The organism is Pandoraea bronchicola, from assembly GCF_902459805.1.
Taxonomy (GTDB): domain Bacteria; phylum Pseudomonadota; class Gammaproteobacteria; order Burkholderiales; family Burkholderiaceae; genus Pandoraea; species Pandoraea bronchicola.
Genome location: NZ_CABPST010000013.1, coordinates 82,392 through 108,425, shown reverse-complemented (window position 1 = coordinate 108,425; position 26,034 = coordinate 82,392). Strand labels below are relative to the sequence as shown.

Sequence of the window (26,034 nt, the reverse complement as noted above, 5' to 3'; positions counted from 1 at the left end):
ATATTATTTAACAACAGGTGACGCCCATGCCCTCGGTCAACCCCTCATCATCTGCCCCGTCTGCCCCAGCGCCGGTTGCGACGGCAGTCCCCGCCGACGCCTTCGCACCCGGCCGCCTTTGGCGTCACGCACTGCTCACGGCGATCAGCGCTGCCGCTGGCCTCGCCCTCTACGCCGCAGGACTACGCGGTGACGCGCTCGCCGTGGCCGTCATCGTTCTGTTTTGCCTCAGCTACTGGGCAACTGGCTGGCTGCCAGACTTCCTGGTATCGCTCGCATTGATGTTCCTGCTCGCGACCTGCACGTCGCTTGGCGCGAACGTCGTGTTCTCGGGCTTCATGTCGAGCGCGTTCTGGCTCGTCTTCAGCGGCGCGGTCATCGGCATGTCGCTCGGCGTCACAGGACTGGGCGAGCGTGTCGCCTCGCGTCTCGCCGACCATTGCGCTCACGCCTATGGCATCGCCCTGACCGGCTTCGTCGCCATCGCTTTCCTCCTCGGAATCGTGATGCCGTCGACGCTCGGCCGGATCGCCATCCTCACGCCCATCGTGCTGAGTTTCTGCGAGCGCGTCGGCCTGACGCAAGGCCGCCCGGGCCGCACCGGGCTCCTGCTGGCAACCGCGCTGGCCAGTTGCGAGTTGTCGACGGCGATCCTTCCCGCCAATCTGCCCAATCTCGTGATGGCCGGCACCGCCGAGACCGTACTCGGTCTGCGGCTCGGTTACGGCGAATACGCGATCGCACTCGTTCCGGTGCTCGCCGTCGTGCGCGGCGTGGTGCTGGTGGTCGTCGCCATGCGGCTCTTCCCGGACCGGTTGACGCCCCTCGCGACAACGGCGGTCGACGGGACGCGCACGACGATGCGTCCCGACGAATGGCGTCTGCTCGCCGCGCTGGCACTGATGCTCGGGCTTTGGCTGACGGAGCCGTGGCACCACATCGCCGCCGGGTGGATTGGACTCGGCGTGGCATTGCTCTGCCTCGGCCCATTGCGGCTGGTGAACCCGGATGCGTTCCTCAAGCAGGTCAAGCTCGCCCCGCTATGGTTCGTCGCCGCCATCATCGGGCTGACGGCCGCCGTCGATCACGCCGAACTCGCCAACGCGTTGCGCCCCGCGCTGTCGCGGCTCGATCTGGCGCAGATGTCTACGCCGTCGGCCTATCTGGTACTCGTCGCGCTATCGGTCACGCTGACCTTCCTCGTGACCTCGAACGCTGCCCCCGCGCTGTACACACCGTTGGTACCCGCGCTCGCCGTCGGTGCACCGCTCGGCGTAAAGGCAGTCTTGCTGACGCAGACCGTCGGCATCTCCACCATTGCACTGCCCTACCAGGCACCGCCACTCGTGCTGGCCATGGCGCTGGCCGGCATCGGCATTCGCGACGCCACCCGCTACTGCTTCGCGACCGCGCTTCTCGCGCTGGTGACCGTCGTCCCGCTAACTCCGCTCTGGTGGCAACTCATCGGCCTGCTGCGTCTTTCAGGAACGCCGTGACCCGCGGCGGGCGGCGGCACATTGCCCGATCTCGTGGCTCGAATTTCCCCTTCAAACGCCGGTTTGCCACATCCGGCACCGGAATCCGATCTGACGTGCTCCGAAGTGACTTGCCATGATCCTTTCGGAGACCGTCTCGTCTAATATGGAATACCGGGAATGCCCTGCTTGAGGTGACTGCGCACGACCCGCGACAATCGGTCATAAAACAAGACATCACAAGCACTGCCTCGCGTCACCCGATGCAGTCACCGTAGTCGAGCATCGCCGTTTTCATGCAGCCAAGGGGAGGTTCATGCATGACATCGAAGCCGTCGACCGTCTTTGAAGGGACACCGCGCGAGCGCCGGCATTGGTCCGACGACCGCGCGCGCATTCGGCTGTACAGCGGCGCCGGACTGTGCTTCGCCATCGCCATAGGCGTCGCCTGGTGGTATCAGCACTCGTACCTCCCCACGCCAAAGATCGGCCCCGTCGGTCTCGACTTCCTGCCGTTCTGGGGGGCATCTCATTTCGTGTTGCAGGGGCATCCGCTCGACGCCTACAACATCGAACTGATGACGCGCGTCCAGATCGCCGAGCAACCGTGGGCCGAGAAGTTGGGCGGCGTCATGCCATGGCTTTATCCGCCGGTCATGATGCTGCTGCTCGCGCCGATCGCCTTTCTCTCGTTCACCTATGCCTATACGGTGTATGCCTGCGTCGGCTTCGGTCTGTACTACGCGGCCCTGCGACGCACCGCCCCGTGGCGTGACGCGCGGCTGGCCACCGTCGGCTTCCCCGGCGTACTGCTGGTCATCCTCGCAGGACAGATCTCGCTCTACACCACGGCACTCGCGGGCTTCTCGCTGGTCATGCTGCGCAAACGCCCCGTCTGGGCGGGCATCCTCGCCGGGCTGCTGTTCGTCAAACCGCATATCGCCCTGCTCTTCCCGCTGGCCTTTCTCTGCGCACGCCAGTGGCGTGCGTTAGCCGCCTGTGTCGCCACGGTCGTCGGCACAACGGTGCTTGCCGCTGCGGTCTTCGGTCTCGATGTCTATCCGACGTTCCTGCACGCGACGGCATTCGCGCAACAGAGCATCGTCAACGGCACCGCACAGATCGCTCGCGTGCCGACGTTCTTCGTCACGGCACGCATGCTGGGCGCGCCTCTCGCGATCGCCGCCGTCATTCATGGCGTGGTAGCACTCTGCGCCGTGGCGGTGATGATCGACTTCTGGCGGCGTCCGACGGCGTTTGCGCTGCGCGCGGCCATGCTCGTGTGCGCGACCACGCTCGTGAGCCCTTATCTCTACGACTACGACCTCGCAATTCTCTCGCTCGTCATTGCCTGGTATGTGCGCGACGGCATCGCGCGCGGATGGCTGCGCGGGGAGCGCGAATGGCTCGTCGTGCTGTGGCTCACGCCAATGTCCGGATTGCTCGGCGTGCAGTACGTCGGCTTTCAGTTCATGCCGTTCATCACGCTGGCAACGCTCGCGATGTTGTGGCGCCGGCGTCGCCACCTCGCGCATGTGCCCGATCTGCCAGATACGCAGCACACCTCCGGCACCGCCCGCCCATCTCGCCGTTCGTCCGTCACTGCACCCGCGTTCACGAGGTGAGCCCCATGCCCCGCGCCGCCGATACCCGCCATTCGTCTTGCACCCAGCGCGCGCCGCTCGTCTCGCTCGTCGTGCCCTGTCACAACGAAGCACCGGCGCTAGACAAGTTCTACCGCGCCGTGGCCCCTGTGCTGGCCAGCGTGACTGACGTGCGCTTCGAGATCGTCTGCGTGAACGACGGCAGCACCGACGACACGCTGAGCGCCCTGCTCGCGCTGCGGCGAGCCGACCCGCGTATCCGCGTGATCGACTTCACTCGCAACTTCGGCAAGGAAGCCGCCCTGAGCGCGGGCATCGACGAAGCGCAGGGCGATGCCGTCATTCCCATCGACGCCGATTTGCAAGACCCGCCCGCCCTCATCCCCGTGATGATCAAGCGCTGGCGCAATGGCGCCGAAGTCGTGCTCGCCAAACGCACGAACCGCACGAGCGACAGTGTCGCCAAACGTGTCGCTGCGGGTCTTTACTACCGGGTGCACAACCGTCTCTCGGAAGTGAAACTGCCCGAGAACGTGGGCGATTTCCGCTTGATCGACCGGCGCGTCGTAACCGCCATCAAACGGCTGCCCGAGCGCCGCCGCTTCATGAAGGGGCTGTTCGCCTGGGTCGGATTCCACACGGAAATCGTGGAGTACGTGCGCGATGCGCGTAGTGCGGGCGAATCGAAGTTCTCCGGGTGGCGGCTGTGGAATTTCGCGCTCGAAGGCATTACCAGCTTCAGCACCGTGCCGCTGCGTTGCTGGACCTACATCGGCGTGTCGCTCGCCCTCGTCTCGCTCGCGTACGGCAGCTATATCGTGCTGCGCACCCTCATCCACGGCATCGACGTGCCCGGCTATGCCTCGCTGCTCGTCGGCATCTTGTTCCTCGGCGGCATCCAGCTCGTCGGCATCGGCGTGATCGGCGAGTACGTCGGACGGATCTACTACGAGTCGAAGGGACGCCCGCTGTATCTGGTGCGGCGTCGCTATCAGTCGAGCGTCAAGGTAAGCCACTTGCCGTCGCGCGCACCCTTGCACGAGCCCGGGGTCCGCTTGCCGTCTGCGCGAAAGACCCTCCGGGCGCACACCGGCATCGGCAAATCGGCCACCTCGCGCGTCCACCGTTTCATCGTGCGTTGAGGTGACGGCAAAACGCGACAGGTGTCAGGCGCCGCGATATGTCCAATAGCGATGCAGCAGAAAGGTCGCCGGCGGCACGATCAGCACCACGGCAGCGATGCCTGCCCAATGATTGCCGCCCAGATGCTCGACCGTGCGCGCGACGAACGTCGTGAGCAACAGGCCGAAGATCGACACCGGCAGGAAACGCGCGAGACTCGTGCGATGCACCCGCGCGGAAAAGCTCCACAGCGTATTGAGCAGATAGGAACACGGTGTGGCCGTGCAGAACGCCACGGCATTGGCCAGCACCGACCCCGCCCCGAAGACTTCGATGAGCGTGATCGCCACGATCACGTGGACTGCCGTCGAAATCACCCCCGAGACACCGAAGCGCATGAGCGGCACTACCAGCGTGCGCACATGCGTCGACGCACGCCCGCGTTGCCCGGGCATGGCGGGTTCGTTCGAAGACGTCTGACGCATATCCGGCATGGGCGTAATTGCAGAAGTGACCGACAGAAGCGGTGGCGGGTTCGCCTGACGATACGGGCACGCACACGCGCATGCGCAGAGGTTTGCGATGCAGCCTCGAAAAAATGCCCCGTCATGGCTCGACGACTAAGAATTTATTCCATTTCCAGGAATATAGGTTGCACACCCGTGCGATACGTCTAGGATTGCGTGGTACTCCGCAGCATCAAGACCCCCAACAAGAACAGGAGGAAGACAATGCAACGCCCCAATGCCATCCACGCCGCCAGTGTTCTGGCTTTCGCCGTCACGACGTGGAGCGCGAGCCTGCATGCCGCCGATGGCGCGGCTGCCGCAACACCGTCGCAGACCCTCACCGTCGCAGGTCTTTCGCAACCGGCCGATATCCTGATCGATCATAACGGCGTGCCGCACATCTTCGCCGCCAACGAGCGCGACGGCTTCTTCGTGCAAGGCTTTAACGCCGCCCGCGATCGTCTGTTTCAGATCGACCTGTGGCGACGCCGCGGACTCGGCCAGTTATCCGAAGTGTTCGGTCGCGCCTACGTCGCCCAGGACGACGCCGCACGCCGCTTCGTCTACCGTGGCGACATGGCCACCGAGTGGCGCCGCTATGGGCCCGATGCGAAGCCCGCCGCCGAGGCGTTCGCCGCCGGTGTGAACGCCTATATCGGCTGGCTCGCGTCGCATCCCGATCAAATGCCTTACGAGTTTCGCAAGGTCGGCTACTGGCCTGCGAAATGGACGGCCGAGGACATCGTGCGCATTCGCAGTCACGGCCTGACACGTAACCTGAAGAGCGAAGTCGCTCGCGCCAAGGTCGTGTGCCGTGCCTCGCTCGAGGCCGACAGTGTGCGCGTCGGCCTGCAACCGACCTGGAAGACACAAGTCCCCGACGGTCTCGACCCGTGTCTGCCCGACGACCTGCTGAAGGTTTTCGATCTCGCGACGCAAGGCGTGAAGATCACCAGGGAGTCGTTGCAACGCGCGGACGCCGACGTAGTGCAGCTCGCGGATAACGGCCCTTACGATGTGTCGACCGAGTCGGCCGAAGGCAGCAACAACTGGGTGATCTCGCCGCAGAAGTCGTCCACGGGCCGCGCCATCATGGCGAACGATCCGCATCGCGCCTATGCCGCGCCGAGCCTGCGCTACATCGTGCAGGTGAGCACGCCCACGCTCAATCTGATCGGCGCGGGCGAGCCGGCCATTCCCGGCGTGGCGATCGGCCACAACGGCACCATCGCGTTCGGCCTCACGATCTTCAACATCGATCAGGAAGACCTGTACGTGTACGAGCTGAACCCCGCCAACCCCGATCAGTATCGCTATCGCGGCAAGTGGGTGCCGATGCGCACCGTCCACGAGACCATCGACGTGCGCGACGGCGCGCCGGTGCAGACCGATCTCAAGTTCACGAAGCACGGCCCGGCGATTTACGTCGACGCTGCCAAACATCGCGCGTACGCCGTGCGCACGGCCTGGCTGGAGCCCGGCATGTCGCCCTATTTCGACGCCATGCGTTACATGCGCGCAAAGACCTACGCCGAATTCCAGACTGCGCTCAACACGTGGGGCGCGCCGACGGTGAATCAGGTCTATGCGGATACAGCGGGCAACATCGGCTGGGTGCCAAGCGGCATGGCGCCGATTCGTCCGAACTGGGACGGCCTGATGCCCGTGCCGGGCGACGGCCGCTACGAATGGGCAGGCTTCTGGCGGCGCGATCAATTGCCGTCGGCCTATAACCCGGCGAGCGGCTATTTCACCACGTCCAACGAGATGAACATGCCGGCCGGCTACCCCTACGCCGAACGCAAGCTCGGCTTCGAATGGACCAACGGCTCGCGGCACGCGCGCATCGACGAGGTGCTCAAGGCGAAGGACAAGGTCTCGATCGAGGACTCCGAGCGGCTGCAAAACGACATCGTGTCGATTCCGGCGCGGCGTCTCATGGCGTTGCTCTCCCCACTCTCGAGCGCCGACCCGCAAACGGCCGCTGCACTCAGGCTGCTCAAGGGCTGGGATGCCAACATGCGGGCCGACTCTGCTCAGGCCGCGCTCGAGGAAGTGTGGTTCAGCCGTCATCTGGGCCGCGCTTACAAGAATGCAGTGCTGCCCAAGGCCGCTGCCGATAGCTTCGGCGCGCCCGACCCGGCCGCCATGCTCGACGCCCTCGAACAGCCCGCCGCCCGTTTCGGCGAGAACGCCAACGCCAGGCGCGACGCCGTGTTGCTCTCGAGTCTGGGTGAAGCGTGGGGCGAGATGGTCAAGCTGCAAGGCAGCGATCCCGGTGCGTGGCAGTGGGGCAAGCTCCAGACAAATCTGAACGCCCATCCGCTCGCCGACGCCGTGGACGCCGACATGCGCGCCAAGCTCAACGTCGGCCCGCTTCCCAAAGGCGGCAGTGCGTTCACGCCGAACCAGTCGACCTATCGGGTCAGCGACTTCCGGCAGACGAACGGCCCGTCGTTCCGGATCGTGGTCGACGTGGGCAACTGGGACAACACGCGCGCCATGAACCTGCCCGGCGAATCAGGCAACCCGGACAGCCCGCACTACCGCGATCTGGCGCAGAAGTGGCTCGATGGCGAGTACTTCAAGCTGCCGTACTCGCGTGCAGCGGTCGAGGCGGACACGGAGACGCGTCTGCACCTAGTGCCGGAGGCGTCGCGTTAAGCCGTGGGTCGTTGCGGCGTTGCCGCCATGAAAAACGGCCGGTGGGAGATCCCAACCGGCCGTTTTGTTTTGTGTGTTGCGCGACAGAATCGGTCGATCAATGCCCGCCCGGCACGAATTCCGGCTTTTCGCGCTTGGTGTCACGCGAACGGTCCACCGCATGGGTCGGCACCAGCAGCAGTAACAGCACGACACCGATCGAAATGGCCAGGATCGACAGGAACGTGAGGTGCAGCGAATGTTGCAGCACCGCGCGAATCATCTGATCGGCCACCGTCGACACGCCCCGGTCTTCCAGCACGTGACGCAACTGATCGGAAGTGACGACGCCCACACCGCTCGAATGCGTCAGTCCGAAGTTGAGTACCGCGCCAAAGAGCGTAGCGCCCAGCGTGCTGCCCAGATTCCGGGAAAAGATGTTCGACGCCGTGGCGCTGCCACGCTGCGACGGATCGACCAGTTCCTGAATCAGCACGAGCGCGCTGACGCTGCCTGTGCCCATCGAGAAACCCATCAGCAACGAGCCGAACCCGGCAAGCAGCGGCGAACTGTTCGGCCCGAGCAAGGCGAAGACGATCCCGCCGACCGGCATCAGCAGGCTGCCGCCCACGAGAATGCGGCGCAGACCGAAACGCGTGAACGTCTTGGCGGCGAGCGTCGCGCCAATCGGCCAGCCGACCATGATCATGGTCAGCGCCATGCCCGCCACGACTGGCGTCTGACGCAGCACGCCCTGCGCGTACATCGGCAGAAAGGTCGTCAGCCCCATGAGCACCATGCCCGAGAGCAGCGTCGCCGCATTGGCCGCCGCAATCGGACGGCGGCTCCACAGCGCGAACGAGATCATCGGGTCCTTGGCGCGGCGCTCCTGCCAGACGAACAGCAGCGAGGCGATGGCGCACGCGAGCACCCCGGCCCAGACGTGCGTGTCGGAGAAGGCGTTCGCATCGGTGAGCGCGATCATCAGCGCCGCCACGGCAATCGTGAAGAATACGGCGCCGAGCACATCGATGCTCGGGCGCTGACGTGGCGCGTCTTCGTGCAGGTAGGCGATGAAGCCCACCGCCGCCAAAAGACCGATGGGGATGTTGATCCAGAAGATCCACGCCCACGACAACTCACGGATGATGATGCCGCCGAGCATCGGGCCGAGCACGGCCGAGATGGCCCACACGCTTGCCAGATAGCCCTGCACTTTGCCGCGCTCGCTGATCGGGTAGTAGTCGGCAATGATGGTCAGGCTGACCGGCTGAATGCACGCCGCCCCGACACCTTGCAGCAGGCGAAAGGCGATCATCGCCGGCATCGACCAAGCCAGCCCGCCGCCGAGCGACGCGATCAGGAAGACGACGATGCCCACGAGGATGACCGGCTTGCGGCCGTAGAGATCGGCCAGTTTGCCGAACACCACCGTCATGGCCGTCTGCGCGAGCAGGAAAGCCGAGAAGACCCAGCTATACAGATTCAGGCCGCCGAGCTGGGCGACGATTTGCGGCATGGCTGTCGAAATGATCGTGGCCTCGATGGCAACCATGGAGGTCGCCGCCATGACCGATGCCACGATGAATGGCCGCATGGAATTGCGTGTCGCAGACATGTGTTTTTTTGATGTGGGGGGATCGGGCGTACCAACTTGCGAGGTGCGCCACCGCACCCCTGTCAGGCGCGGCAGCCACGCCGGAGGACGGAAGACGGGGATCGAACGTGGCGGCGCGATGCCGCACGCGTAGTCAAGACGACTTGGGTCTGGCGATGGCGACAAGGATAGCCGAACGCGGAAAAACGCGTGCAACAGGGGCCGCGCCATCGCGCCCCGGGTCGAAGATGCGGCCGCAAACCCTTATGCCACGGGGTTCGGCACTGCGCAAAACCCTGCTCGGACCCGGGTTTTGGCAGGTTTCGGACGGCGAAAGACTCACGCGACTCCGGCCTCGGCTCGCCGTTGCCTCGATGCCACAGAGCATGTCCCGCGAACGTCCCGATTTCCGGACCGCTCGTGCGGCCTATCGTCGCACCAGACGCAACAGCGCGAGTAGCACGATCGCACCAATGGTGGCGGTGATGATGCGCCCGAGCGTGCCGTATCCCACGGCAATCCCCAGATGCCGCAGCAGCCACGCGCCGACGAACGCCCCGACCACACCGACGACCATGTCGCCAATGAGGCCGAAGCCGCCACCGACCACGAGCCCGGCAAGCCATCCGGCGACCAGTCCCACGAGCAAGAGCACTACGATGTCCATGACCGGCCCTCGTATGTTGCGTCAGGCAGTGCGGCTGCGCTTGATGGCGCCATAGATCACCAGCAGCACGATCGCGCCGAGGATGGAGGCAATCCAGCCGGCCGACTGACCTTCGGTGTAGAGGTGGAGGAACTGTCCGACATAGCGGGCGAGTAGCGCACCGCCAATGCCGAGGATGATGGTCATGATGATGCCCATGCTGTCCCGCCCGGGATGCAGGGCGCGTGCGATAAGGCCGACAATCAGACCGACGACGATGGTGCCGATGATGCCCATGACGTGTCTCCAAAGACGGGAACCCGAGCGCAGTATAGCCTTGAAACCGGACGTTTCGGCAAGTGCGATGCATCGCCCCGCCCGGCCAGGCAAGCAACTGATATATCAAGAATCTGGCGACGGTGGCGCTCCGCGCTATGCCGGATATAAGCGATGCCTATTTGTCAAAAGCGCACGGCTGCGCCATGATGGAGCAAGCTGTCCCGACGCGCGGGGTACGCGGCGCCGCCGAAACGGGCATCGCGTCGACGCGCTATAATCAGGGGCTATCAGATCCCCCACACCATGCAACTGCTCGCTCTCGGCCTGAACCACCACACGGCGCCCGTCTCGCTGCGCGAACGGGTGGCGTTTCCGTTCGAGCGGATCGAGCCCGCGCTGGCGGGCCTCAAGGGGTTGTGGACCGGCAGGTCGAGTGCGCCCGAGGCCGCCATCCTGTCGACGTGCAATCGCACCGAGATCTACTGCGTCACCGATGACGCCGCCGCCCGCGAGCGCGCCGTGCATTGGCTGGCCCAGTTCCATAACATCCCGGCCAGCGACCTCGCACCTCACCTGTATGCCCTTCCGCAGTCCGACGCCGTGCGTCACGCCTTTCGCGTGGCGAGCGGTCTCGACTCGATGGTGCTCGGTGAGACGCAGATTCTCGGTCAGTTGAAGGATGCCGTGCGCACCGCCGCCGAGGCCGGCGCACTGGGTACGTATCTGAACCAGCTTTTCCAGCGCACGTTCGCGGTGGCCAAGGAAGTTCGCGGCCAGACCGAGATCGGTGCGCATTCGGTGTCGATGGCTGCCGCAGCGGTACGTCTCGCCCAGCGCATTTTCGAGAGCATCAGCACACAGAAGGTGCTGTTCATCGGTGCGGGCGAAATGATCGAGCTTTGCGCCACGCACTTCGCCGCGCAGAATCCGAAAGCGCTATTCATTGCCAACCGGACTGCCGAGCGCGGCGAAAAGCTCGCCGAACGTCTGGGTGGCACGGCCATTCGTCTGTCCGAGTTGCCGCAACGCCTGCATGAGTTCGACATCGTCGTGTCGTGCACGGCGAGCACGCTGCCGCTGATCGGCCTGGGTGCCGTCGAGCGCGCCATCAAGGCTCGCAAGCACAAGCCGATGTTCATGGTCGATCTGGCGGTGCCGCGCGACATCGAGCCGGAAGTCGGCCGTCTGACCGACGTCTTCCTGTACACCGTCGACGATCTCGGCGCGGTCGTGCGCGAAGGCAACGCGCTGCGTCAGGCAGCGGTCGCGCAGGCCGAGGCGATCATCGAGACGCGCGTTCAGAACTTCATGCAATGGCTCGACGCCCGCAGCGTCGTGCCGGTCATTCGCGACATCCACGGCACCGCCGAGGCCATGCGCCTGGCCGAGCTCGAGCGTGCCCAGCGCATGCTCGCGCGTGGCGACGATCCCGCCGCCGTGCTCGAAGCCCTGTCCCAGTCCCTCACCAAGAAATTCCTGCACGGCCCGACGCACGCGCTGAACACGGCGCGCGGCGATTCGCGCGAGCAAATCCTTCACCTCATTCCCGAACTGTTCCGTACCTCGGGATCCGCCGATAAATAGATGAAAGCGAGCATGCAAGCCAAGCTCGACCAGTTGACGCAACGTCTGGTCGAGCTTGATGGGCTATTGAGCCAGAGCGACGTCACGCGCGATCTGGACAACTACCGCAAGCTCACCCGCGAACACGCCGAGCTGGCACCGGTCGTCGAGCAGTATCGGCAGTACCGCGAAGCCCAGAACGATGTCGTGGCGGCGCAAGAGATGGCGGCAGACCCCGAGATGCGCGAGTTCGCGGAAGATGAAGCCGCGAATGCCCGCGTGCGCATGGACGACATGGAAGGCACGCTGCAACGCATGCTGCTGCCGCGCGACCCGAACGACGACCGCAACATCTTTCTGGAAATCCGCGCGGGCACCGGCGGCGACGAATCGGCGCTGTTCGCGGGCGATCTGCTGCGCATGTACACGCGTTACGCGGAACGTCAGCGCTGGCAGGTCGAGATCATGTCGGCCAGCGAATCGGATCTGGGCGGCTACAAGGAAGTGATCGTTCGCCTGATCGGCCAGGGCGCGTATTCCCGTCTCAAGTTCGAGTCGGGCGGTCATCGCGTGCAGCGCGTGCCGGCCACCGAAACGCAGGGACGTATTCACACGTCCGCCTGCACCGTGGCCGTGATGCCCGAAGCCGATGATGTCGCCGACGTCGAGATCAACCCGGCCGACATCCGCATCGACACGTTCCGCGCGTCGGGCGCGGGCGGGCAGCACGTCAACAAGACGGACTCGGCCGTGCGCATCACGCACTTGCCCACGGGCATCGTCGTCGAATGTCAGGACGACCGCTCGCAGCATCGCAATAAAGACAAGGCACTCAAGGTGCTGGCCGCACGCATCAAGGACGGCCAACTGCGTGCCCAGCAAGCCAAGGAAGCCGCCACGCGCAAGAGTCTGATCGGCTCGGGCGACCGCTCGGAACGCATTCGCACGTACAACTTCCCGCAGGGGCGGATGACGGATCACCGCATCAACCTCACGCTCTACAAGCTCGAGTACATCATGGACGGCGATCTCGACGAGATGATCAACGCCCTCGTCACCGAGCATCAGGCCGAACTGCTGGCGTCGCTGGGCGAGGCTGCCTGATGCCGCACGGCGCGGTAGACGCTCACCCTGCGGCCGCCACGGCCGCCACCGTCGCGTCGTTGCTGCGCGAGCCGGGACTGCCGCCGATGGAGTCGCGCATCCTGCTCTCGCATGTGCTCGGCTGGACCCGCACGCAACTGATCACCCGCGACCGCGAGCCGCTCTCGCCTGAGACGGTTGCCGTCTATCGCGCACTGCACGCGCGTCGTCTGGCGGGCGAACCCATCGCCTACCTGACCGGCACGCGCGAGTTCTTCGGCTTGACACTCTCGGTCAGCCCGTCCGTGTTGATTCCCCGTCCGGAAACCGAATTGCTCGTGGAACTGGCGCTCGCGCGACTGGAGGGCCGCCCGGCACCGCGCGTGCTCGATCTGGGCACCGGCAGCGGCGCAATTGCGCTGGCCATCGCGCACAGCCGGCCCGACGCCCAGGTCACCGCGCTCGACCGCTCGGCCGACGCACTCGGCGTTGCCCGTGAAAATGCCCGGCGACTCGGACTCCACGCGCGCGTCACGTTCGTCGAAAGCGACTGGTACGCCGCCTTGCCGGCCGGCACCGCACCGTTCGACATCATCGTCTCGAATCCGCCGTATATCGTGTCGGGGGACGAACATCTCTCGCAAGGCGATCTGCGCTTCGAACCGGTCGATGCCCTGACCGATCACGCGGACGGCCTCGCCGCCCTGCGCACGATCGTGGCTGGAGCGCCGTCGCGCCTGCTGCCGGATAGCTGGCTGCTGTGCGAGCATGGCTACCATCAGGCCGCCGACGTTCGCGGGCTTTGCCAGGCGGCGGGCCTGGCCGACGTCTACTCCGAGTGCGATCTGGCGGGCATCGAGCGCACCACGGGTGGCCGGCGCGTCTGAGCGCACGCCGACAGGCGCGGCGGAAAACCGCTAAAATGCCGGATACGCCGAATTTCCGGCATCCCAACGGGCTTTTTCACCATGACCACCCAGCAACGTATCCAGCAAATCGTCACCGAACATCCCGTCGTGCTCTTCATGAAGGGCAACGCGCAATTCCCGATGTGTGGCTTCTCGGGCCGCGCCGTGCAGATCCTGAAGGCCTGCGGTGTCGACAACCTGTTCACGGTTGACGTGCTGCAGGACGAGGAAATCCGCCAGGGCGTGAAGGAATTCGCCAACTGGCCGACCATTCCCCAGCTCTACATTGGCGGCGAATTCATCGGCGGCTCGGACATCATGATGGAGATGTACCAGAGCGGCGAACTCAAGCAGGTTCTCGCCGACCTCGCGTAATTCCGCCTCGATGACGGTGTCGACGGGAACCCCGCGGCCCACGCGTCTGATCGTAGCCATTACCGGCGCGACCGGCGCAATCTATGGCGTGCGGCTGCTTGAACGGCTGCGTGCCATGGGCGGCGTCGAGACCCATCTGATGGTATCGGGCGCGGGGTGGCTGACGTTGCGTCACGAACTCGGGCTCGAGCGTGCCGACGTGCAGGCGCTGGCCGATCAGTACCACAGCGTGCGCGAGATCGGCGCCAACATCGCCAGCGGATCGTTCGCGACAGCGGGCATGGTGGTCGCCCCTTGCTCGATGAAGACACTCGCGAGCGTTGCGCACGGGCTCTCGGACAACCTGATTGCACGCGCCGCCGACGTCACTCTCAAGGAACGCCGCCGCCTCGTGCTGATGGTGCGCGAAACGCCGTTCAACCTCGCGCATCTGCGCAATATGACGGCGGTCACCGAAATGGGCGGCATCGTCTACCCGCCGCTGCCCGCGTTCTACAACCGGCCGGAATCGCTCGATGCGATGGTCGACGACACTGTTGCGCGCGTCATCGATCTGTTCGGCATCGCGCCGCCCGTCTCCACCAGCTGGGACGGCCTTGGCAAGGACACCGAAGCCTGAGCGCGTTGAGCGCTTTCGCGGCCGCTCACCTCACGCCGTCGACCCAGCGCTGCAACGTGTCGAGCGCCCCCTGCCACTGCCCGGCCGCCGACTCCGGTGTCTGCACGCACAATTCCAGCATGACCTCGTTCGGATCGAGCCAATAGAGATGTTCACCGTCTCCGTGCCGCTCGCGCGCGAACGGCACGTCGTGCGCGCTCAGACGTGACTTCCAGCGCTCGAGCGCCTCAAGGTCCGCCACGCGCAGGGCCACGTGATGAATCTGTGCCGCCGGCGTGTCGGAATGACCGTCCGGGGCCAGGCCGTCGCAGTTGAAGAACGCCAGCGCTTGGCCCGGTGCGATCTGGTAGCTCACCAGCAGGTAGGGCTTGCCCCACAGGCGGCTCATGCCGGTCTGCGCGCCAGCGAGCGTGAAGCCCATGACGTCGACGTAGAATCGGTGGGTGAGCATCGCGTCGTAGCTCGGATACGCGACGTGATCGATCGCCACCGGGGGCACGGGCGGCATCGATTCGGCGGCTGGACTGGCGACTGGTATGGCCTGATTCATCACGATCCCCCGGACAGCGAAGTGGCGGTTGACGCCAGCGTGGCCACCGCGCAGCATGGCAGCGGCATTCGGGAAACGGCGTCTGTAGTGTAGTCCTGCAATCCGCGTGGCAGCAACCGAGTGTCAGCGAGAGCCGCATGGACTATAGTGAAAACGCTGCACGTTGCATGCCAGGCCGCATCCCCCCGTGGGGTGACACGTTCGCGACCGGAGTTTGTCATGGAGACCACCCTCTCGCCTGTTGTCGTCTACGCCGTCGTGACGCTCGTTTTCGTCATGCTGGTACTCGTCGTTCCCGCTGGCGCCCGTTGGCGTCAGGTTGCATGGCCCGCGTCGATGCCGCCGCTGTCGCCACATCGTCCGGGAGATCTGCTCGGCACGGCACGCACGCCGTACTGGCGCTCGCCGAACGACACGCAGGACTTGCGACGCCCGTCGTACTTCGCGACATCGGCACGGCGCGGACGCCGTCCCCCGAGCTTTCTCGCCCCGCGAGATCACGATCGACGCTGAGTCGCCGGCACGCCTTGCCTGCGATCACCATCGCAGGTTTCCTTACGCCTTGTTACATCTGTAGTGCTGCCGTAGCACCGGCCGGCCCGCGCGCTCCGTAAAATCGGGGCCACGAATCGCGCGCAAGCACGCATCGAGACAGTGCGCGGCTGGCAGACACAAATGACAAGGAGAACAGATGCAAGGTCAATACCGGATCGCTGCTGCGGCCATCACGGGTATCGCTGCGGTACTCGTTTCATGTAGTGCTTTCGCACGCACCGACGTTTCGGTCAACATCGGCATTCCCGGCCCGGCCATCGTGGCGCCGGGCCCGGTCTATGCCCCGCCACCGGTCTACGCCGCTCCGGCCCCGATGGTCGTCGCACCGCCGCCGCCAGTGGTCTACGCACCGCGTCCGCATTACTGGCGTGGTCCGCCGCCGGGTCATTGGCGTCACGATCGCGACTGGGATCGTCGTGATCACGACCGCCGCGACTGGCATCACCGCCGGTAAGCCTGCGCGTCACGAACCTTGCCGCACTGACGGCGCAGGTTCACGGCGACAGATGAAAGGCGCCCCGCAGAGTCAAATCTGCGGGGCTTTTTTTATCAGGTTTTGAAATGAGATCGTCTCGTATTCATTCGACGAGATTTCATCCCCACTCTCCCTTTCCGGTTTTCGCTTTTTATTGAACGAAACGCAATTCACGCGTTAATAGCGATAACAGCACGGATGCCCGTAGTACCCTCCGTAATACGGCCTGGCCGGAACAACAACGCACCCGGCGAGCGTGACGGCAAGCAGCGCGGCGACAACAAACTTCATGATCTGACTCCTGGAAATGGAACGTGAATCCGTTCGCTTTCTTTATATCGTCGCGTTTGCAGCAAGCCCATCACGCGTCTGTAAGCCGTGTAAGCGAAGGTTGCCAAATCGGGAGTGTGTCGCACTTTGTTACGTAACGTGCCGGGCATCCGGCCGTAACATCGCGCCACCCGGATACACGACAAGTGAATAACGGCAAGGGTTTGCGGAGACCGGCGGGATTGGCACAGAGATTGCTTAGTGATCGGTGTCGCCCTTTCAATTGCCCCGAAGAGTGCGACTTTGAGTCAAACCCTCCCCCCGTTTCAGACGCGGGGGGAGGTCTTTTTCCCCCATCTTCCGATCCGTTGCCCAGAAGGTTTCCGACACTGGATCGCGCCAGTTTCCTGCACCGCCATCGTGCAGGTGCACACTGATTACCTATTTCATCTGTGCGTTTGAAATGTATCGACGCTATAACAGCGTCGACTTCGGCCGCCATTCCATTATCTTTAAAGCCTTATTGGACGTGGTTTTCGGAGCGTTTTTACGATTTTCCGCAAAAACAACATGCGGGTTGGCACTGATCTCAAGTTGCCTTTTGCGCTGTCGTAATCGCGTCTATAGAGGACTGCGCGCCAACTACCGGGCTCACGCAGCATCCCTTTCGTGACGGCCGCACGACACGCGCCGGGGCAAGCGCATCTGGGGGAAAGGTCATGGAAATCGCCACGCCTGAATTCCAAATGGAGCAGCAGGAACTACAGGCCGTCAGCGCCGCACTCAATCGCGTGCAGGCCGTCATCGAATTCGACTTGCAGGGCCGCATCCTGCATGCCAACGAAAATTTCCTGCAAACGATCGGCTACCGGCTCGACGAAATTCAGGGCCAGCACCACCGCATGTTCTGCGAAACGGATTACGCGGCGTCTGCGGCCTATCGCGACTTCTGGGCCAAACTCGGTCGCGGCGAGTTTGATTCCGGCGAGTACAAACGCATCGGCAAAGGCGGTCGTGAAGTGTGGATTCGTGCCTCGTACAACCCGGTGTTCGACGCCAACGGCGCGGCCTACAAGGTCATCAAGTTCGCCACCGACATTACCGCCGACAGGGGCCGTCAGGCCGAGTTCGAAGGCAAGGTGCGCGCGATAGACCTCGCGCAGGCCGTCATCGAGTTCAATCTCGACGGCACCGTCATTACCGCCAACGACAATTTTTTAAAGACGCTGGGGTACTCGCTCGACGAGATTCGCGGCAAGCACCATCGTCTGTTTTGCGAGCCGGAGTACACCGCTTCGCCGATGTATCACGACTTCTGGGCGAAGCTCAATCGCGGCGAGTTCGACGCGGGTCGCTACAAGCGCATCGGACGCGGCGGCAGGGAAGTCTGGATTCAGGCGACGTACAACCCGATCCTCGACGCGAACGCACGTCCCTACAAGGTCGTGAAGTTCGCCACCGACATCACGCAGCAGGTCGAGCTTGAGGCGAGCGTGAAGCGCCGCGCCGAAGACGATCAGCGCAAGGTGGCACTGCTGCTCGACACGGTCAATCGCGCGGCAGCGGGCGACCTGACCGGCGAGATTGCCGTCTCGGGCACCGACCCCATCGACCAGTTGGCCGACGGCATTCGTCACATGATGGACGACCTGCGCAGCGTGATCGGCAAGGTGGTCAATTCGGCAGGCGAGTTCTCGGGCGCGTCGCGCGACATTGCCGATCGCGCCAATACCGTGGCGACCGGTGCTCAGGCGCTCGGTGCAACGGTCGAAGAGATGAACGCGTCCATCGAAGAACTGACGGCATCGATCAACTCGATTGCCGACAACACCAAGGGGGCCGATCAGCTCGCCAAATCGACACAGCAGGAAGCCGAAACCGGTGCGCGCGCCATTGCCCGCTCGGTCGAGGCCATGGAACTGATCAACAAGTCCTCAGAAGACATCAGCGAGATCGTGAAGGTCATCGGCGAGATCGCCGGGCAGACCAACCTGCTGGCGTTCAACGCGGCCATCGAGGCCGCTCGTGCCGGCGAGCACGGGCTCGGCTTCTCGGTTGTCGCCGACGAGGTACGCAAGCTCGCCGAACGCTCTTCGCAAGCGACGAAGGAAATCTCCAAGCTCATCAACGAGTCGACCAAGCGCGTGGCCCAAGGCAGCGAAGTGTCGCGGCAGGCAGGCGAGGCGTTCGAGAAGATCGTGGGCGGGGTGTCGCGCACCACGCAGGCGATCTCCGAGATTTCGTGCGCGGCCGAAGAGCAGCTCGTCGCCGCACGCGAAGTGAGCCTCGCCATTCAGCACGTCGCGGAAGAAACGGAGAAGTCCGCAGGTGCGTGCGAGACGATCGCACAGGCAACGACCGGCCTCAATCAAGGCGCCGAGGAACTCGACCGCACGGTATCGCGATTCAAGGTGTAAGCACTACCCGGCAACGACCGCGGGCGCTTGCCTCGGTCGCTCGCAGGCATATTCCGGTTCTGACCGGCCACGCAGAACCGGACCCAACGTCCTCCACGAGGGCCCGATATGGAAATCGAAGCCGACGCCGATCCCGGTACCCAACTGGCGCTTCTGCGCGCAGTTCACCGGCACACGGGTATCTCGATGAACGAGAAGAAGTGGACCATGTTGCAGGGCCGCCTGCGCCCTCGCCTGCGCGCACTCTCACTGCGCTGTTACCGCGACTATCTCGCGCTGCTCGAGAACACGCCCGACGAAGTGCGCAACTTCGTCAATCTGGTCACGACGAACGAGACCACGTTCTTTCGCACGCCGCGTGTCTGGGACTACTTTTCTCAGCATTTCCTGCCGCGCTGGCATGCCGCCAATCCCGGGCGGACATTCCAGATGTGGTCGGCCGCCGCCTCGTCCGGCGAGGAGTCTTACTCGGCGGCGATGATCTGCGAGGAGTTCCGCGCACGGCACAGCGGTTTCCAGTACCAGATCCATGCCACCGACATCTCGAGTCAGGTGCTGGCCGTGGCGATGGCAGGCAACTACGGCGGGCGCAGCATCGATGGCCTCAAGCAGCAGCGTCCGGCCATGCTGGCGAAGTATTTCCGCCCGGGCGCCGGTGGCTTCACTGTCGCGCCCGAGTTGCGCGCGCACATCTCGTTTGCCGAACACAACCTGTATCAGCGCATGGCGCGTCGTGAAGCGTTCGATCTCGTGATGCTGCGCAATGTGCTCATCTATTTCGAAACCACCGATCAGGAGCGTGTGCTCGAGAACGTCCGCCGCACGCTTGCCCCCGAAGGCGTGCTGATTGTCGGTGAATCCGAGTCGCTCACGCGGCTCTCGACCGGCTATCAGTTTGAGCAACCGCTCATTTACCGGAATCAGGGAGCGTTAAATGGGGCCGTCGCATGACATTCAGGTGTTGATGGGCGAGGTGCGCATCGGGCGCGGCGAAGATGTGCTGCGCGCCACCCTCGGCTCGTGTGTGGGAATCGGTCTGATGTGGCGCTCGCGCGGCCTTTACGGACTTGCGCACTGCTTGTTGCCGGAGGCGCCTAATCCGACCCTCGCCATCGGTGCGAAGTACGTCACGCAAGCCGTGCCGTCGCTGCTTGCCCTGATGAAGGCCGACAGCGCACGCCGCTGCGAGATCGAAGCCGTGATCGCGGGCGGCGGCAACATGATGCCGCATCAGCCGCCCGCCCGGCACGGGCTGATCGGTGTCGCCAACGCCAAGATGGCTCAGGCGTTGATTGCCGAGACAGGCATTCCGATCGTACACGTCGAGGTCGGCGGTGAAATCGGACGGCAACTGACCATCGACTGTGCGCATCACGCGTTCCATGTGCGCACGATCGGCGCCAACGGGGGGGCTGCGATGCCGCGTCGCCCCTCTCTTCGACTCGTGGGGCGGGAATCATGAATGCACGCACGCCGGGATTTCCCTTTCTGCATCGCGACGCCGTCGCGGGCACGACGGTGCTGCCGCCCACGGTATCGCCGTATCAAGGGTATGCGGGCTTCGGGCGCGACGGCGACGCAGGTCTTGCCGGTTATGGCTTGCCCGCCGGGACAACGGCAACGCGCCTGCGCGGCACGCCATTTCCGCTCGATGCCGAGGTGCCACCGTCGCCGGCGGATGTTCCCTGCGCCGAGGCCCGGGCTCAGGCGCTGGATCGACCTGCCAATTCCGTAGCGCCTTCCACGCCCTGCACACCGCGCGCCCCCCGCCGGGACGACATCGAAGTCTTCGGCTCCTTTCATCTGGGCAACGTCGAGTTCGCGCTACCCATCGCCGCGCTACAGGAGGTGGTGAACTACCCGGCACGCATTACGCCTGTGCCGCTCTCGCCGCCCTTTCTGCTAGGTCTTTTCAACCTTCGCGGCACGCTCATTCCCATCATCGATCTGAAGCCGCTGCTGGCCCTCGCTTCGGAGGCGTCGAGCAAGCTCGCAGCCGTGACTGAGAAGGTCGCGATCGTCGACGTCGATGGGGTGCGTGTGGGGCTGCTGTTCGACGCCACCAGCGAGATCCTGCGCGTGCGTGCCTCGCAGCGCACCGGGTTTGAGTACGACCCGTCGCACACCGCGCCGCAGGTGGTCTGCGGTGCGATCAAGCTCGACGGCGGCGACCGCATTCTGCAGATCCTGGCGCCACATGCGCTCGTGCATATCGAGAACATGCCGCAGTTGCTCGCGCGTCAGGCCCTCGTCGCACCGCAGCGCCGCCAGCAACGTCAAAGGTTGCAGTGCGTGTCGTTCACGGTCGAGCATTCACGTCTCGCGCTGCCGATGAGCGCGATTCGCGAAATCATCCGCATCCCCGACTTGCAGAACTCGGCGCTCGCCAGCGTGTTTTGCGTCGGCATGCTCAACCTGCGCGGCACGGTCGTGCCGGTCATCGACTTCGCTCACTTCCTCGGTCTGCACGCGAGCTGCCCGGAGGCCGGCATCGCGGGCACCGCGTCGGACCCGCGCCGGATTCTGATCGTCAAACAGGAGGATGTGCACTTCGGCCTGCTGGTCGACGCGGTCGATAGCATCGTGACGTACTTCGCCGACGAACTGCTCGCCATGCCATCCTTCAGCGCGTCGCACGCGCAGCTTTTCTCCGGTTGCATCACGCGCGAGCAGACCGACGACATCGTGCTACTCAACGCCGACGAACTCTTCACGCATTCGCAAGTGCTGGACCTCACTCGCGGCCATCGCGAGCTGTATCGGGAGACCGATAACGCCCAGCGCGCGAAAGCGGGCGATTCGGCTTGGCGCGGCGCCGTCGGGAAGTCCTCGCGCGGCACGCGACATGCTTACGTGTCGTTCCGTCTGCAGCACATGCTGGCAGTGCGTCTGGACCAGTTGCGCGAGATCATTCACGACTCGCCGGATGTCATGCCGGCCCCGGGTGCACCGCCATTCGTGCGCGGCATGCTCAATCTGCGGCGCGAGCTGGTGACCATCGTCGATCTGCGTGCGCTGTACGGCATGCCGCCGCAAGACGATGCGCAAGCGCGCAAGATTCTCGTCATCGAACACGGCAAGGACAAGCTCGGGCTGCTCGTCGACGCCGTCGAGAATATCGTCACGCTCGACGAAGCCGACAAGCTGCCGGTGCCGGCCATGCTGCTTGGCCGGGCCACGCATGAAATGCGCAACGACATGCGCGACGCGGTCGAGCTGCCTGCGGCCGACGGCACCGCCCGCACGGCCATGCTGCTCGATCTGCAACCGCTCAAGACACGGCTGGAGACAGCGCTGACGCAGTCATCGAAGCGTTGTGCGGGAGACCCTGTTTAGCGTAGTGCCGGCGCGATGCCAGCGCCGGTCGCGGGGCCCTGTGGCGTGTCGGGGGGCACGCCACAGGGGTAGTACGAAAGGGATGGGAGCGCACGCGGCGTCAGACGACTTCCTGACGATGAATGTCGTGCGTGACAAAGCCCGACGAGCCATTGGGCATCGTCAGCCATTCGGGATGCGCAAGCGTGCGCCGCACGTCGTCGAGACCGCTCGCCCAGTGCTCGAGCATGGTGGAGAGCCCGAACTGATAGTCCTTGTAGTGCCCCTCGTACTCCTTGTTGCGGTAGATGAGCTGAATGACGTTATAGCGTTTGCTGCAAGCAATTTCTTCCGCCGCGTGACACCACGGATCGCGCGCGCGCACCTCCGCAGGCACCCGCTCGAGGACTTCTCGTAACACGCGGCGATAGTGTTGCGCACGCTGCAGATTGTCGGTCACGAGACGCGTGCGGCTCGAGAATTGAATGTCTTTCTGCCGGTCGGCGACGTCGTTCAGATTGTCGGGCAGCGGCCCGCGCGCACTCCACAGATCAACCTGAAACGCGAGCGTGTCGCGACGCGGCGACGTGCCCAGCACCTCCGAGAGCGGCGTGTTCGACACGAGACCGCCATCCCAGAAGTATTGACCGTCGATCTCCACGGCGGGAAACCCCGGCGGCAACGCGCCGGACGCCATGAAGTGCTCTGCGCGCAGCACTTCGCGCGTGTTATCGAAATAGACGAAGTTGCCCGTATGCACATTGACGGCGCCCACGGACACGCGAATCTCGCGCGAATTGATGCGGTCGAAGTCGACGAAACGCTCCAGCGTGCTGCGCAGCGCCGACGTGTCGTAGAAACTCGCATGCGCCGGATCCCCCATGGCGGTAGGCAACGGCTGCGGCCAGCGCGGTGTGAAGAAGCCTTTCTGGCCTTCGACCATGGCGCGCCAGGCCTGCCATGCGCTGTAGGCGATGCGCCCCGACTCGGGACCGTTGAGGATGGCCGCTTCGAACGGTGCGGGCAGCGGCGGAAACACGGCCGGCTCGCAGATCGTGCGCCAGAACGCTTCGAGCTGCGCCATGCGGCGCTCCGGCGGATTGCCCGCGATGATGGCCGTATTGAGCGCGCCGATGGAAATGCCCGCGATCCAGTTCGGCGCAATGCCGGCTTCGAACAATCCGGCGTACACGCCTGCCTGATAGGCCCCGAGCGCCCCCCCGCCCTGCAAGACGAGCGCCACCGTCTCGTAAGGCGGCAGATCGATGGCACGTTTGGGGACTTTCGGCGGGTTGGCCGTCATGACCGTTCTCCTGAGACTTCCTGATGCTGACCTTGAGGGCAACGCCGGCACACGACATGTGCCGGCGCGGGGGGACCGCCGGCTTACTGCATGAACCAGCCGTGGCTCACCACGAACGACTGCCCCGTGAAAGCCGCCGTCGGGAACGTGGCGAGGAAGAGCGCGGTTTGCGCAACGTCGTCGACCGTGGTGAACACACCGTCGACCGTGCCGCCGAGCATGACCTTCCTGATGACCTCGTCTTCCGAAATACCGAGTTCCTTGGCCTGCTCCGGAATCTGCTTGTCGACGAGCGGCGTGCGCACGAAGCCCGGGCAAATGACGTGCGAGCGAACGTTGTGCTTCGCACCTTCCTTGGCGAGCACGCGCGCGAGTCCCAGCAGGGCGTGCTTGGCCGCCACGTAGGCCGACTTCAGCGGCGACGCCTCGTGCGAATGCACCGACCCCATGTAGATGACGATGCCGCCGCGGTCATCCTTGTACATGTGCTTGAGCGCCGCCTTGGTCGTGAGGAACGCGCCGTCCACGTGAATGGCCTGCATTTTCTTCCAGTCGGAAAACGCGTAGTTCTCGATGGGATTGACGATCTGGATGCCCGCGTTGGAGATCAGGATGTCGACCGAACCGAAGGTGTCGGCCACCTTGTCGATGCCGCTGTTCACCGCCTCTTCGCTGGTCACGTCCATCGCCACGCCGATGGCACGGCCGCCGGCCGCTTTGATTTCTTCGGCCACCGCATCGGCGCCCTGCTGGTTCAGATCGGCAATCGCCACGGCCGCCCCGGCGCGCGCGAGCGTGAGCGCGATTTCCTTTCCGATGCCGCTGGCCGCACCGGTCACCACGGCGACTTTCCCATTCAACTGATTCACTGACTGGCTCATTTGCACACTCCTGATTCGTCAAAATGGCGGGCCATGCCGCGCACTGGGCATTGGCATGACACGTCGAACACGGGCTGTGGACCACAGGCTCGTTGCTGCCGCCCCGTCGTCCACCGTTCAAACAGAAAAGGCGCCTTGCGGCGCCTTTTCCTGCATTACCGCGCGATCGGCTTGTAGCGGATTCGCTTCGGTTTTGCTGCCTCCTCGCCGAGGCGCTTCTTCTTGTCCGCCTCGTACTCCTGATAGTTGCCCGGGAAGAACTCGACGTGCGAGTCGCCTTCGAAGGCCAGAATATGCGTGGCGATACGATCGAGGAACCAGCGATCGTGCGAGATGACCATCACACAACCGGCGAACTCGAGCAACGCGTCCTCGAGTGCACGCAGGGTTTCGACGTCCAGATCGTTCGACGGTTCATCGAGCAGCAACACGTTGCCGCCGGAAATCAGCGTCTTGGCCATGTGCAAACGGCCGCGCTCACCGCCCGAGAGCGAACCGACCTGCTTCTGCTGGTCCGAGCCCTTGAAGTTGAAGCGGCCGATGTAGGCGCGCGACGGCGTTTCGTACTTGCCCACCGTCAGCACGTCGGCACCGCCCGAGATCTCTTCGAACACCGTCTTGGTGCCGTCCAGTGCATCGCGGCTCTGGTCGACGTAAGCCATCTTGACCGTCGGCCCCACCTTGATCTCGCCGCTGTCCGGTTGCTCGCGGCCCGTGAGCATCTTGAAGAAAGTCGACTTGCCGGCACCGTTCGGGCCGATGATGCCGACGATGGCGCCCGGCGGCACCGTGAAGCTCAGGTCGTCGATCAGCAGACGGTCGCCGAAGGCCTTCGACACGTTCTTGAACTCCACGACTTCGTTACCCAGACGCTCTCCCACCGGGATGAAGATTTCCTGGGTTTCGTTGCGCTTCTGGTATTCCTGGCTGTTCAGCTCGTCGAAACGGGCAAGACGTGCCTTCGACTTCGCCTGACGGCCCTTCGGGTTCTGACGCACCCACTCCAGTTCCTTCTTGAGCGCCTTCTGACGAGCCGACTCGGTCGACTCTTCCTGCTTCAGGCGCTGTTCCTTCTGGTCGAGCCAGGAGCTGTAGTTGCCTTTCCAGGGAATACCGTGTCCCCGGTCGAGCTCGAGAATCCACTCGGCGGCGTTGTCGAGGAAGTAGCGATCGTGGGTGACGGCCACCACGGTGCCCGGAAAGCGCGTGAGGAACTGTTCGAGCCAGTCGACCGATTCGGCATCCAGGTGGTTGGTCGGTTCGTCGAGCAGGAGCATGTCCGGCTTCGAGAGCAGCAGACGGGCGAGCGCCACGCGGCGCTTTTCACCGCCCGAGAGCACGCCGATCTTGGCGTCCCACGGCGGCAGGCGCAGCGCGTCGGCGGCCACTTCCAGCGTTTGTTCGATGTTGTTGCCGTCGCTCGCGGCGAGAATCGCTTCGTACTTGGCTTGCGCGGCGGCCAGCGCGTCGAAGTCGGCGTCCGGCTCGGCGTATGCGGCGTAGATTTCATCGAGCTTCGTGCGCGCTTCGAACACTTCGCCCATGCCGCCTTCCACGGCTTCACGCACTGTCTGCTCCGGATCGAGCTGCGGCTCCTGCGGCAGATAACCGATATTCAGGTTCGCCATCGGGATCGCTTCACCCTCGATCTCCTTGTCCACGCCCGCCATGATCTTGAGCAGCGTCGACTTGCCCGAACCGTTCAGGCCGAGCACGCCGATCTTGGCGCCCGGGAAGAACGACAGGGAGATGTCCTTGAGGATATGACGCTTGGGCGGCACGATCTTGCCCACGCGGTTCATGCTGAATACGTACTGTGCCATTCGGCTTTCCTGATCCTGAAAC

Annotated in this window: 24 protein-coding genes; 16 read left to right on the top strand and 8 right to left on the bottom strand. The window is 64.3% G+C overall.

Annotated elements, in window-relative coordinates; all coding sequences use genetic code 11:
- Window positions 1–26 precede the first annotated feature (26 nt).
- From PBR20603_RS20325 to PBR20603_RS20315, 3 genes are all read left to right on the top strand, one after another.
- Window positions 27–1,496 carry an SLC13 family permease gene (locus PBR20603_RS20325; protein ID WP_150561261.1) on the top strand — a complete coding sequence of 490 codons (1,470 nt, stop codon included), beginning with the start codon at window positions 27–29 and terminating at the stop codon, window positions 1,494–1,496.
- 299 nt (window positions 1,497–1,795) lie between these two features.
- On the top strand, window positions 1,796–3,100 hold the full coding sequence (locus PBR20603_RS20320) for a glycosyltransferase family 87 protein (RefSeq protein ID WP_150561260.1): 1,305 nt from the start codon (window positions 1,796–1,798) through the stop codon (window positions 3,098–3,100).
- Between the two features lie 5 nt (window positions 3,101–3,105).
- On the top strand, window positions 3,106–4,221 hold the full coding sequence (locus PBR20603_RS20315) for a glycosyltransferase family 2 protein (protein ID WP_150561259.1): 1,116 nt from the start codon (window positions 3,106–3,108) through the stop codon (window positions 4,219–4,221).
- Between the two features lie 24 nt (window positions 4,222–4,245).
- Here PBR20603_RS20315 and PBR20603_RS20310 read toward each other — a convergent pair whose 3' ends face one another.
- Window positions 4,246–4,656 carry a GtrA family protein gene (locus tag PBR20603_RS20310; RefSeq protein ID WP_150561258.1) on the bottom strand — a complete coding sequence of 137 codons (411 nt, stop codon included), beginning with the start codon at window positions 4,654–4,656 and terminating at the stop codon, window positions 4,246–4,248.
- A gap of 276 nt (window positions 4,657–4,932) precedes the next feature.
- Here PBR20603_RS20310 and PBR20603_RS20305 point away from each other — a divergent pair, with 276 nt between their 5' ends.
- Window positions 4,933–7,374, top strand: coding sequence for a penicillin acylase family protein (locus tag PBR20603_RS20305; protein ID WP_150561257.1), 2,442 nt, complete (start codon window positions 4,933–4,935; stop codon window positions 7,372–7,374).
- Window positions 7,375–7,471: 97 nt separating this feature from the next.
- Here the strand turns inward: PBR20603_RS20305 and PBR20603_RS20300 are convergent, their stop codons facing one another.
- The 3 genes from PBR20603_RS20300 to PBR20603_RS20290 form a co-directional block, all read right to left on the bottom strand.
- Window positions 7,472–8,971: an MDR family MFS transporter gene (locus PBR20603_RS20300; RefSeq protein WP_150561256.1), complete on the bottom strand. Its 1,500-nt coding sequence runs from the start codon at window positions 8,969–8,971 to the stop codon at window positions 7,472–7,474.
- A gap of 406 nt (window positions 8,972–9,377) precedes the next feature.
- A complete protein-coding gene (locus tag PBR20603_RS20295; protein ID WP_150561255.1) occupies window positions 9,378–9,617 on the bottom strand; it encodes a GlsB/YeaQ/YmgE family stress response membrane protein in 240 nt (79 codons plus the stop codon).
- A gap of 21 nt (window positions 9,618–9,638) precedes the next feature.
- The gene (locus PBR20603_RS20290) at window positions 9,639–9,893 is read right to left on the bottom strand and encodes a GlsB/YeaQ/YmgE family stress response membrane protein (RefSeq protein ID WP_150561254.1); all 255 of its coding nucleotides are present in this window, start codon (window positions 9,891–9,893) and stop codon (window positions 9,639–9,641) included.
- 285 nt (window positions 9,894–10,178) lie between these two features.
- Here PBR20603_RS20290 and hemA point away from each other — a divergent pair, with 285 nt between their 5' ends.
- From hemA to PBR20603_RS20265, 5 genes are all read left to right on the top strand, one after another.
- Window positions 10,179–11,459: a glutamyl-tRNA reductase gene (hemA, locus tag PBR20603_RS20285; RefSeq protein WP_150561253.1), complete on the top strand. Its 1,281-nt coding sequence runs from the start codon at window positions 10,179–10,181 to the stop codon at window positions 11,457–11,459.
- On the top strand, window positions 11,460–12,542 hold the full coding sequence (gene prfA / locus PBR20603_RS20280; RefSeq protein ID WP_150561252.1) for a peptide chain release factor 1: 1,083 nt from the start codon (window positions 11,460–11,462) through the stop codon (window positions 12,540–12,542).
- On the top strand, window positions 12,542–13,408 hold the full coding sequence (gene prmC / locus PBR20603_RS20275; RefSeq protein ID WP_150561251.1) for a peptide chain release factor N(5)-glutamine methyltransferase: 867 nt from the start codon (window positions 12,542–12,544) through the stop codon (window positions 13,406–13,408). Before prfA ends, prmC begins: the two co-directional genes overlap by 1 nt.
- Window positions 13,409–13,489: 81 nt before the next feature.
- Window positions 13,490–13,804 carry a Grx4 family monothiol glutaredoxin gene (gene grxD / locus PBR20603_RS20270; protein WP_039373971.1) on the top strand — a complete coding sequence of 105 codons (315 nt, stop codon included), beginning with the start codon at window positions 13,490–13,492 and terminating at the stop codon, window positions 13,802–13,804.
- A gap of 10 nt (window positions 13,805–13,814) precedes the next feature.
- The gene (locus tag PBR20603_RS20265; RefSeq protein ID WP_150561250.1) at window positions 13,815–14,423 is read left to right on the top strand and encodes a UbiX family flavin prenyltransferase; all 609 of its coding nucleotides are present in this window, start codon (window positions 13,815–13,817) and stop codon (window positions 14,421–14,423) included.
- Between the two features lie 25 nt (window positions 14,424–14,448).
- On the opposite strand, the gene PBR20603_RS20260 is transcribed toward PBR20603_RS20265, so the two are convergent.
- The gene (locus tag PBR20603_RS20260) at window positions 14,449–14,874 is read right to left on the bottom strand and encodes a VOC family protein (RefSeq protein WP_174977999.1); all 426 of its coding nucleotides are present in this window, start codon (window positions 14,872–14,874) and stop codon (window positions 14,449–14,451) included.
- A gap of 24 nt (window positions 14,875–14,898) precedes the next feature.
- Here PBR20603_RS20260 and PBR20603_RS24225 point away from each other — a divergent pair, with 24 nt between their 5' ends.
- The 7 genes from PBR20603_RS24225 to PBR20603_RS20230 all read left to right on the top strand — a co-directional run bounded on the left by PBR20603_RS24225 (window position 14,899) and on the right by PBR20603_RS20230 (window position 22,026).
- Window positions 14,899–15,066 (top strand): hypothetical protein, encoded by a 168-nt coding sequence (locus PBR20603_RS24225; RefSeq protein WP_174977998.1) that lies wholly within the window; start codon window positions 14,899–14,901, stop codon window positions 15,064–15,066.
- 126 nt (window positions 15,067–15,192) lie between these two features.
- A complete protein-coding gene (locus PBR20603_RS20255) occupies window positions 15,193–15,486 on the top strand; it encodes a hypothetical protein (RefSeq protein ID WP_150561248.1) in 294 nt (97 codons plus the stop codon).
- Between the two features lie 178 nt (window positions 15,487–15,664).
- Window positions 15,665–15,982: a hypothetical protein gene (locus PBR20603_RS20250; RefSeq protein ID WP_150561247.1), complete on the top strand. Its 318-nt coding sequence runs from the start codon at window positions 15,665–15,667 to the stop codon at window positions 15,980–15,982.
- Between the two features lie 1,010 nt (window positions 15,983–16,992).
- Window positions 16,993–18,690 carry a methyl-accepting chemotaxis protein gene (locus tag PBR20603_RS20245; RefSeq protein WP_150561246.1) on the top strand — a complete coding sequence of 566 codons (1,698 nt, stop codon included), beginning with the start codon at window positions 16,993–16,995 and terminating at the stop codon, window positions 18,688–18,690.
- A 108-nt stretch (window positions 18,691–18,798) separates the two neighbouring features.
- Window positions 18,799–19,641 (top strand): CheR family methyltransferase, encoded by an 843-nt coding sequence (locus PBR20603_RS20240; protein WP_150561245.1) that lies wholly within the window; start codon window positions 18,799–18,801, stop codon window positions 19,639–19,641.
- The gene (locus tag PBR20603_RS20235) at window positions 19,625–20,152 is read left to right on the top strand and encodes a chemotaxis protein CheD (RefSeq protein WP_150561244.1); all 528 of its coding nucleotides are present in this window, start codon (window positions 19,625–19,627) and stop codon (window positions 20,150–20,152) included. Before PBR20603_RS20240 ends, PBR20603_RS20235 begins: the two co-directional genes overlap by 17 nt.
- A complete protein-coding gene (locus PBR20603_RS20230) occupies window positions 20,149–22,026 on the top strand; it encodes a chemotaxis protein CheW (RefSeq protein ID WP_150561243.1) in 1,878 nt (625 codons plus the stop codon). Before PBR20603_RS20235 ends, PBR20603_RS20230 begins: the two co-directional genes overlap by 4 nt.
- A 100-nt stretch (window positions 22,027–22,126) precedes the next feature.
- On the opposite strand, the gene PBR20603_RS20225 is transcribed toward PBR20603_RS20230, so the two are convergent.
- The 3 genes from PBR20603_RS20225 to ettA all read right to left on the bottom strand — a co-directional run bounded on the left by PBR20603_RS20225 (window position 22,127) and on the right by ettA (window position 26,012).
- The gene (locus PBR20603_RS20225) at window positions 22,127–23,308 is read right to left on the bottom strand and encodes a DUF3734 domain-containing protein (protein WP_150561242.1); all 1,182 of its coding nucleotides are present in this window, start codon (window positions 23,306–23,308) and stop codon (window positions 22,127–22,129) included.
- Between the two features lie 83 nt (window positions 23,309–23,391).
- Window positions 23,392–24,177 carry a 3-hydroxybutyrate dehydrogenase gene (locus PBR20603_RS20220; RefSeq protein WP_174978000.1) on the bottom strand — a complete coding sequence of 262 codons (786 nt, stop codon included), beginning with the start codon at window positions 24,175–24,177 and terminating at the stop codon, window positions 23,392–23,394.
- A 167-nt stretch (window positions 24,178–24,344) separates the two neighbouring features.
- Complete coding sequence (gene ettA, locus PBR20603_RS20215) at window positions 24,345–26,012, bottom strand: energy-dependent translational throttle protein EttA (protein WP_150561240.1); 1,668 nt, start codon at window positions 26,010–26,012, stop codon at window positions 24,345–24,347.
- Window positions 26,013–26,034: the final 22 nt, after the last annotated feature.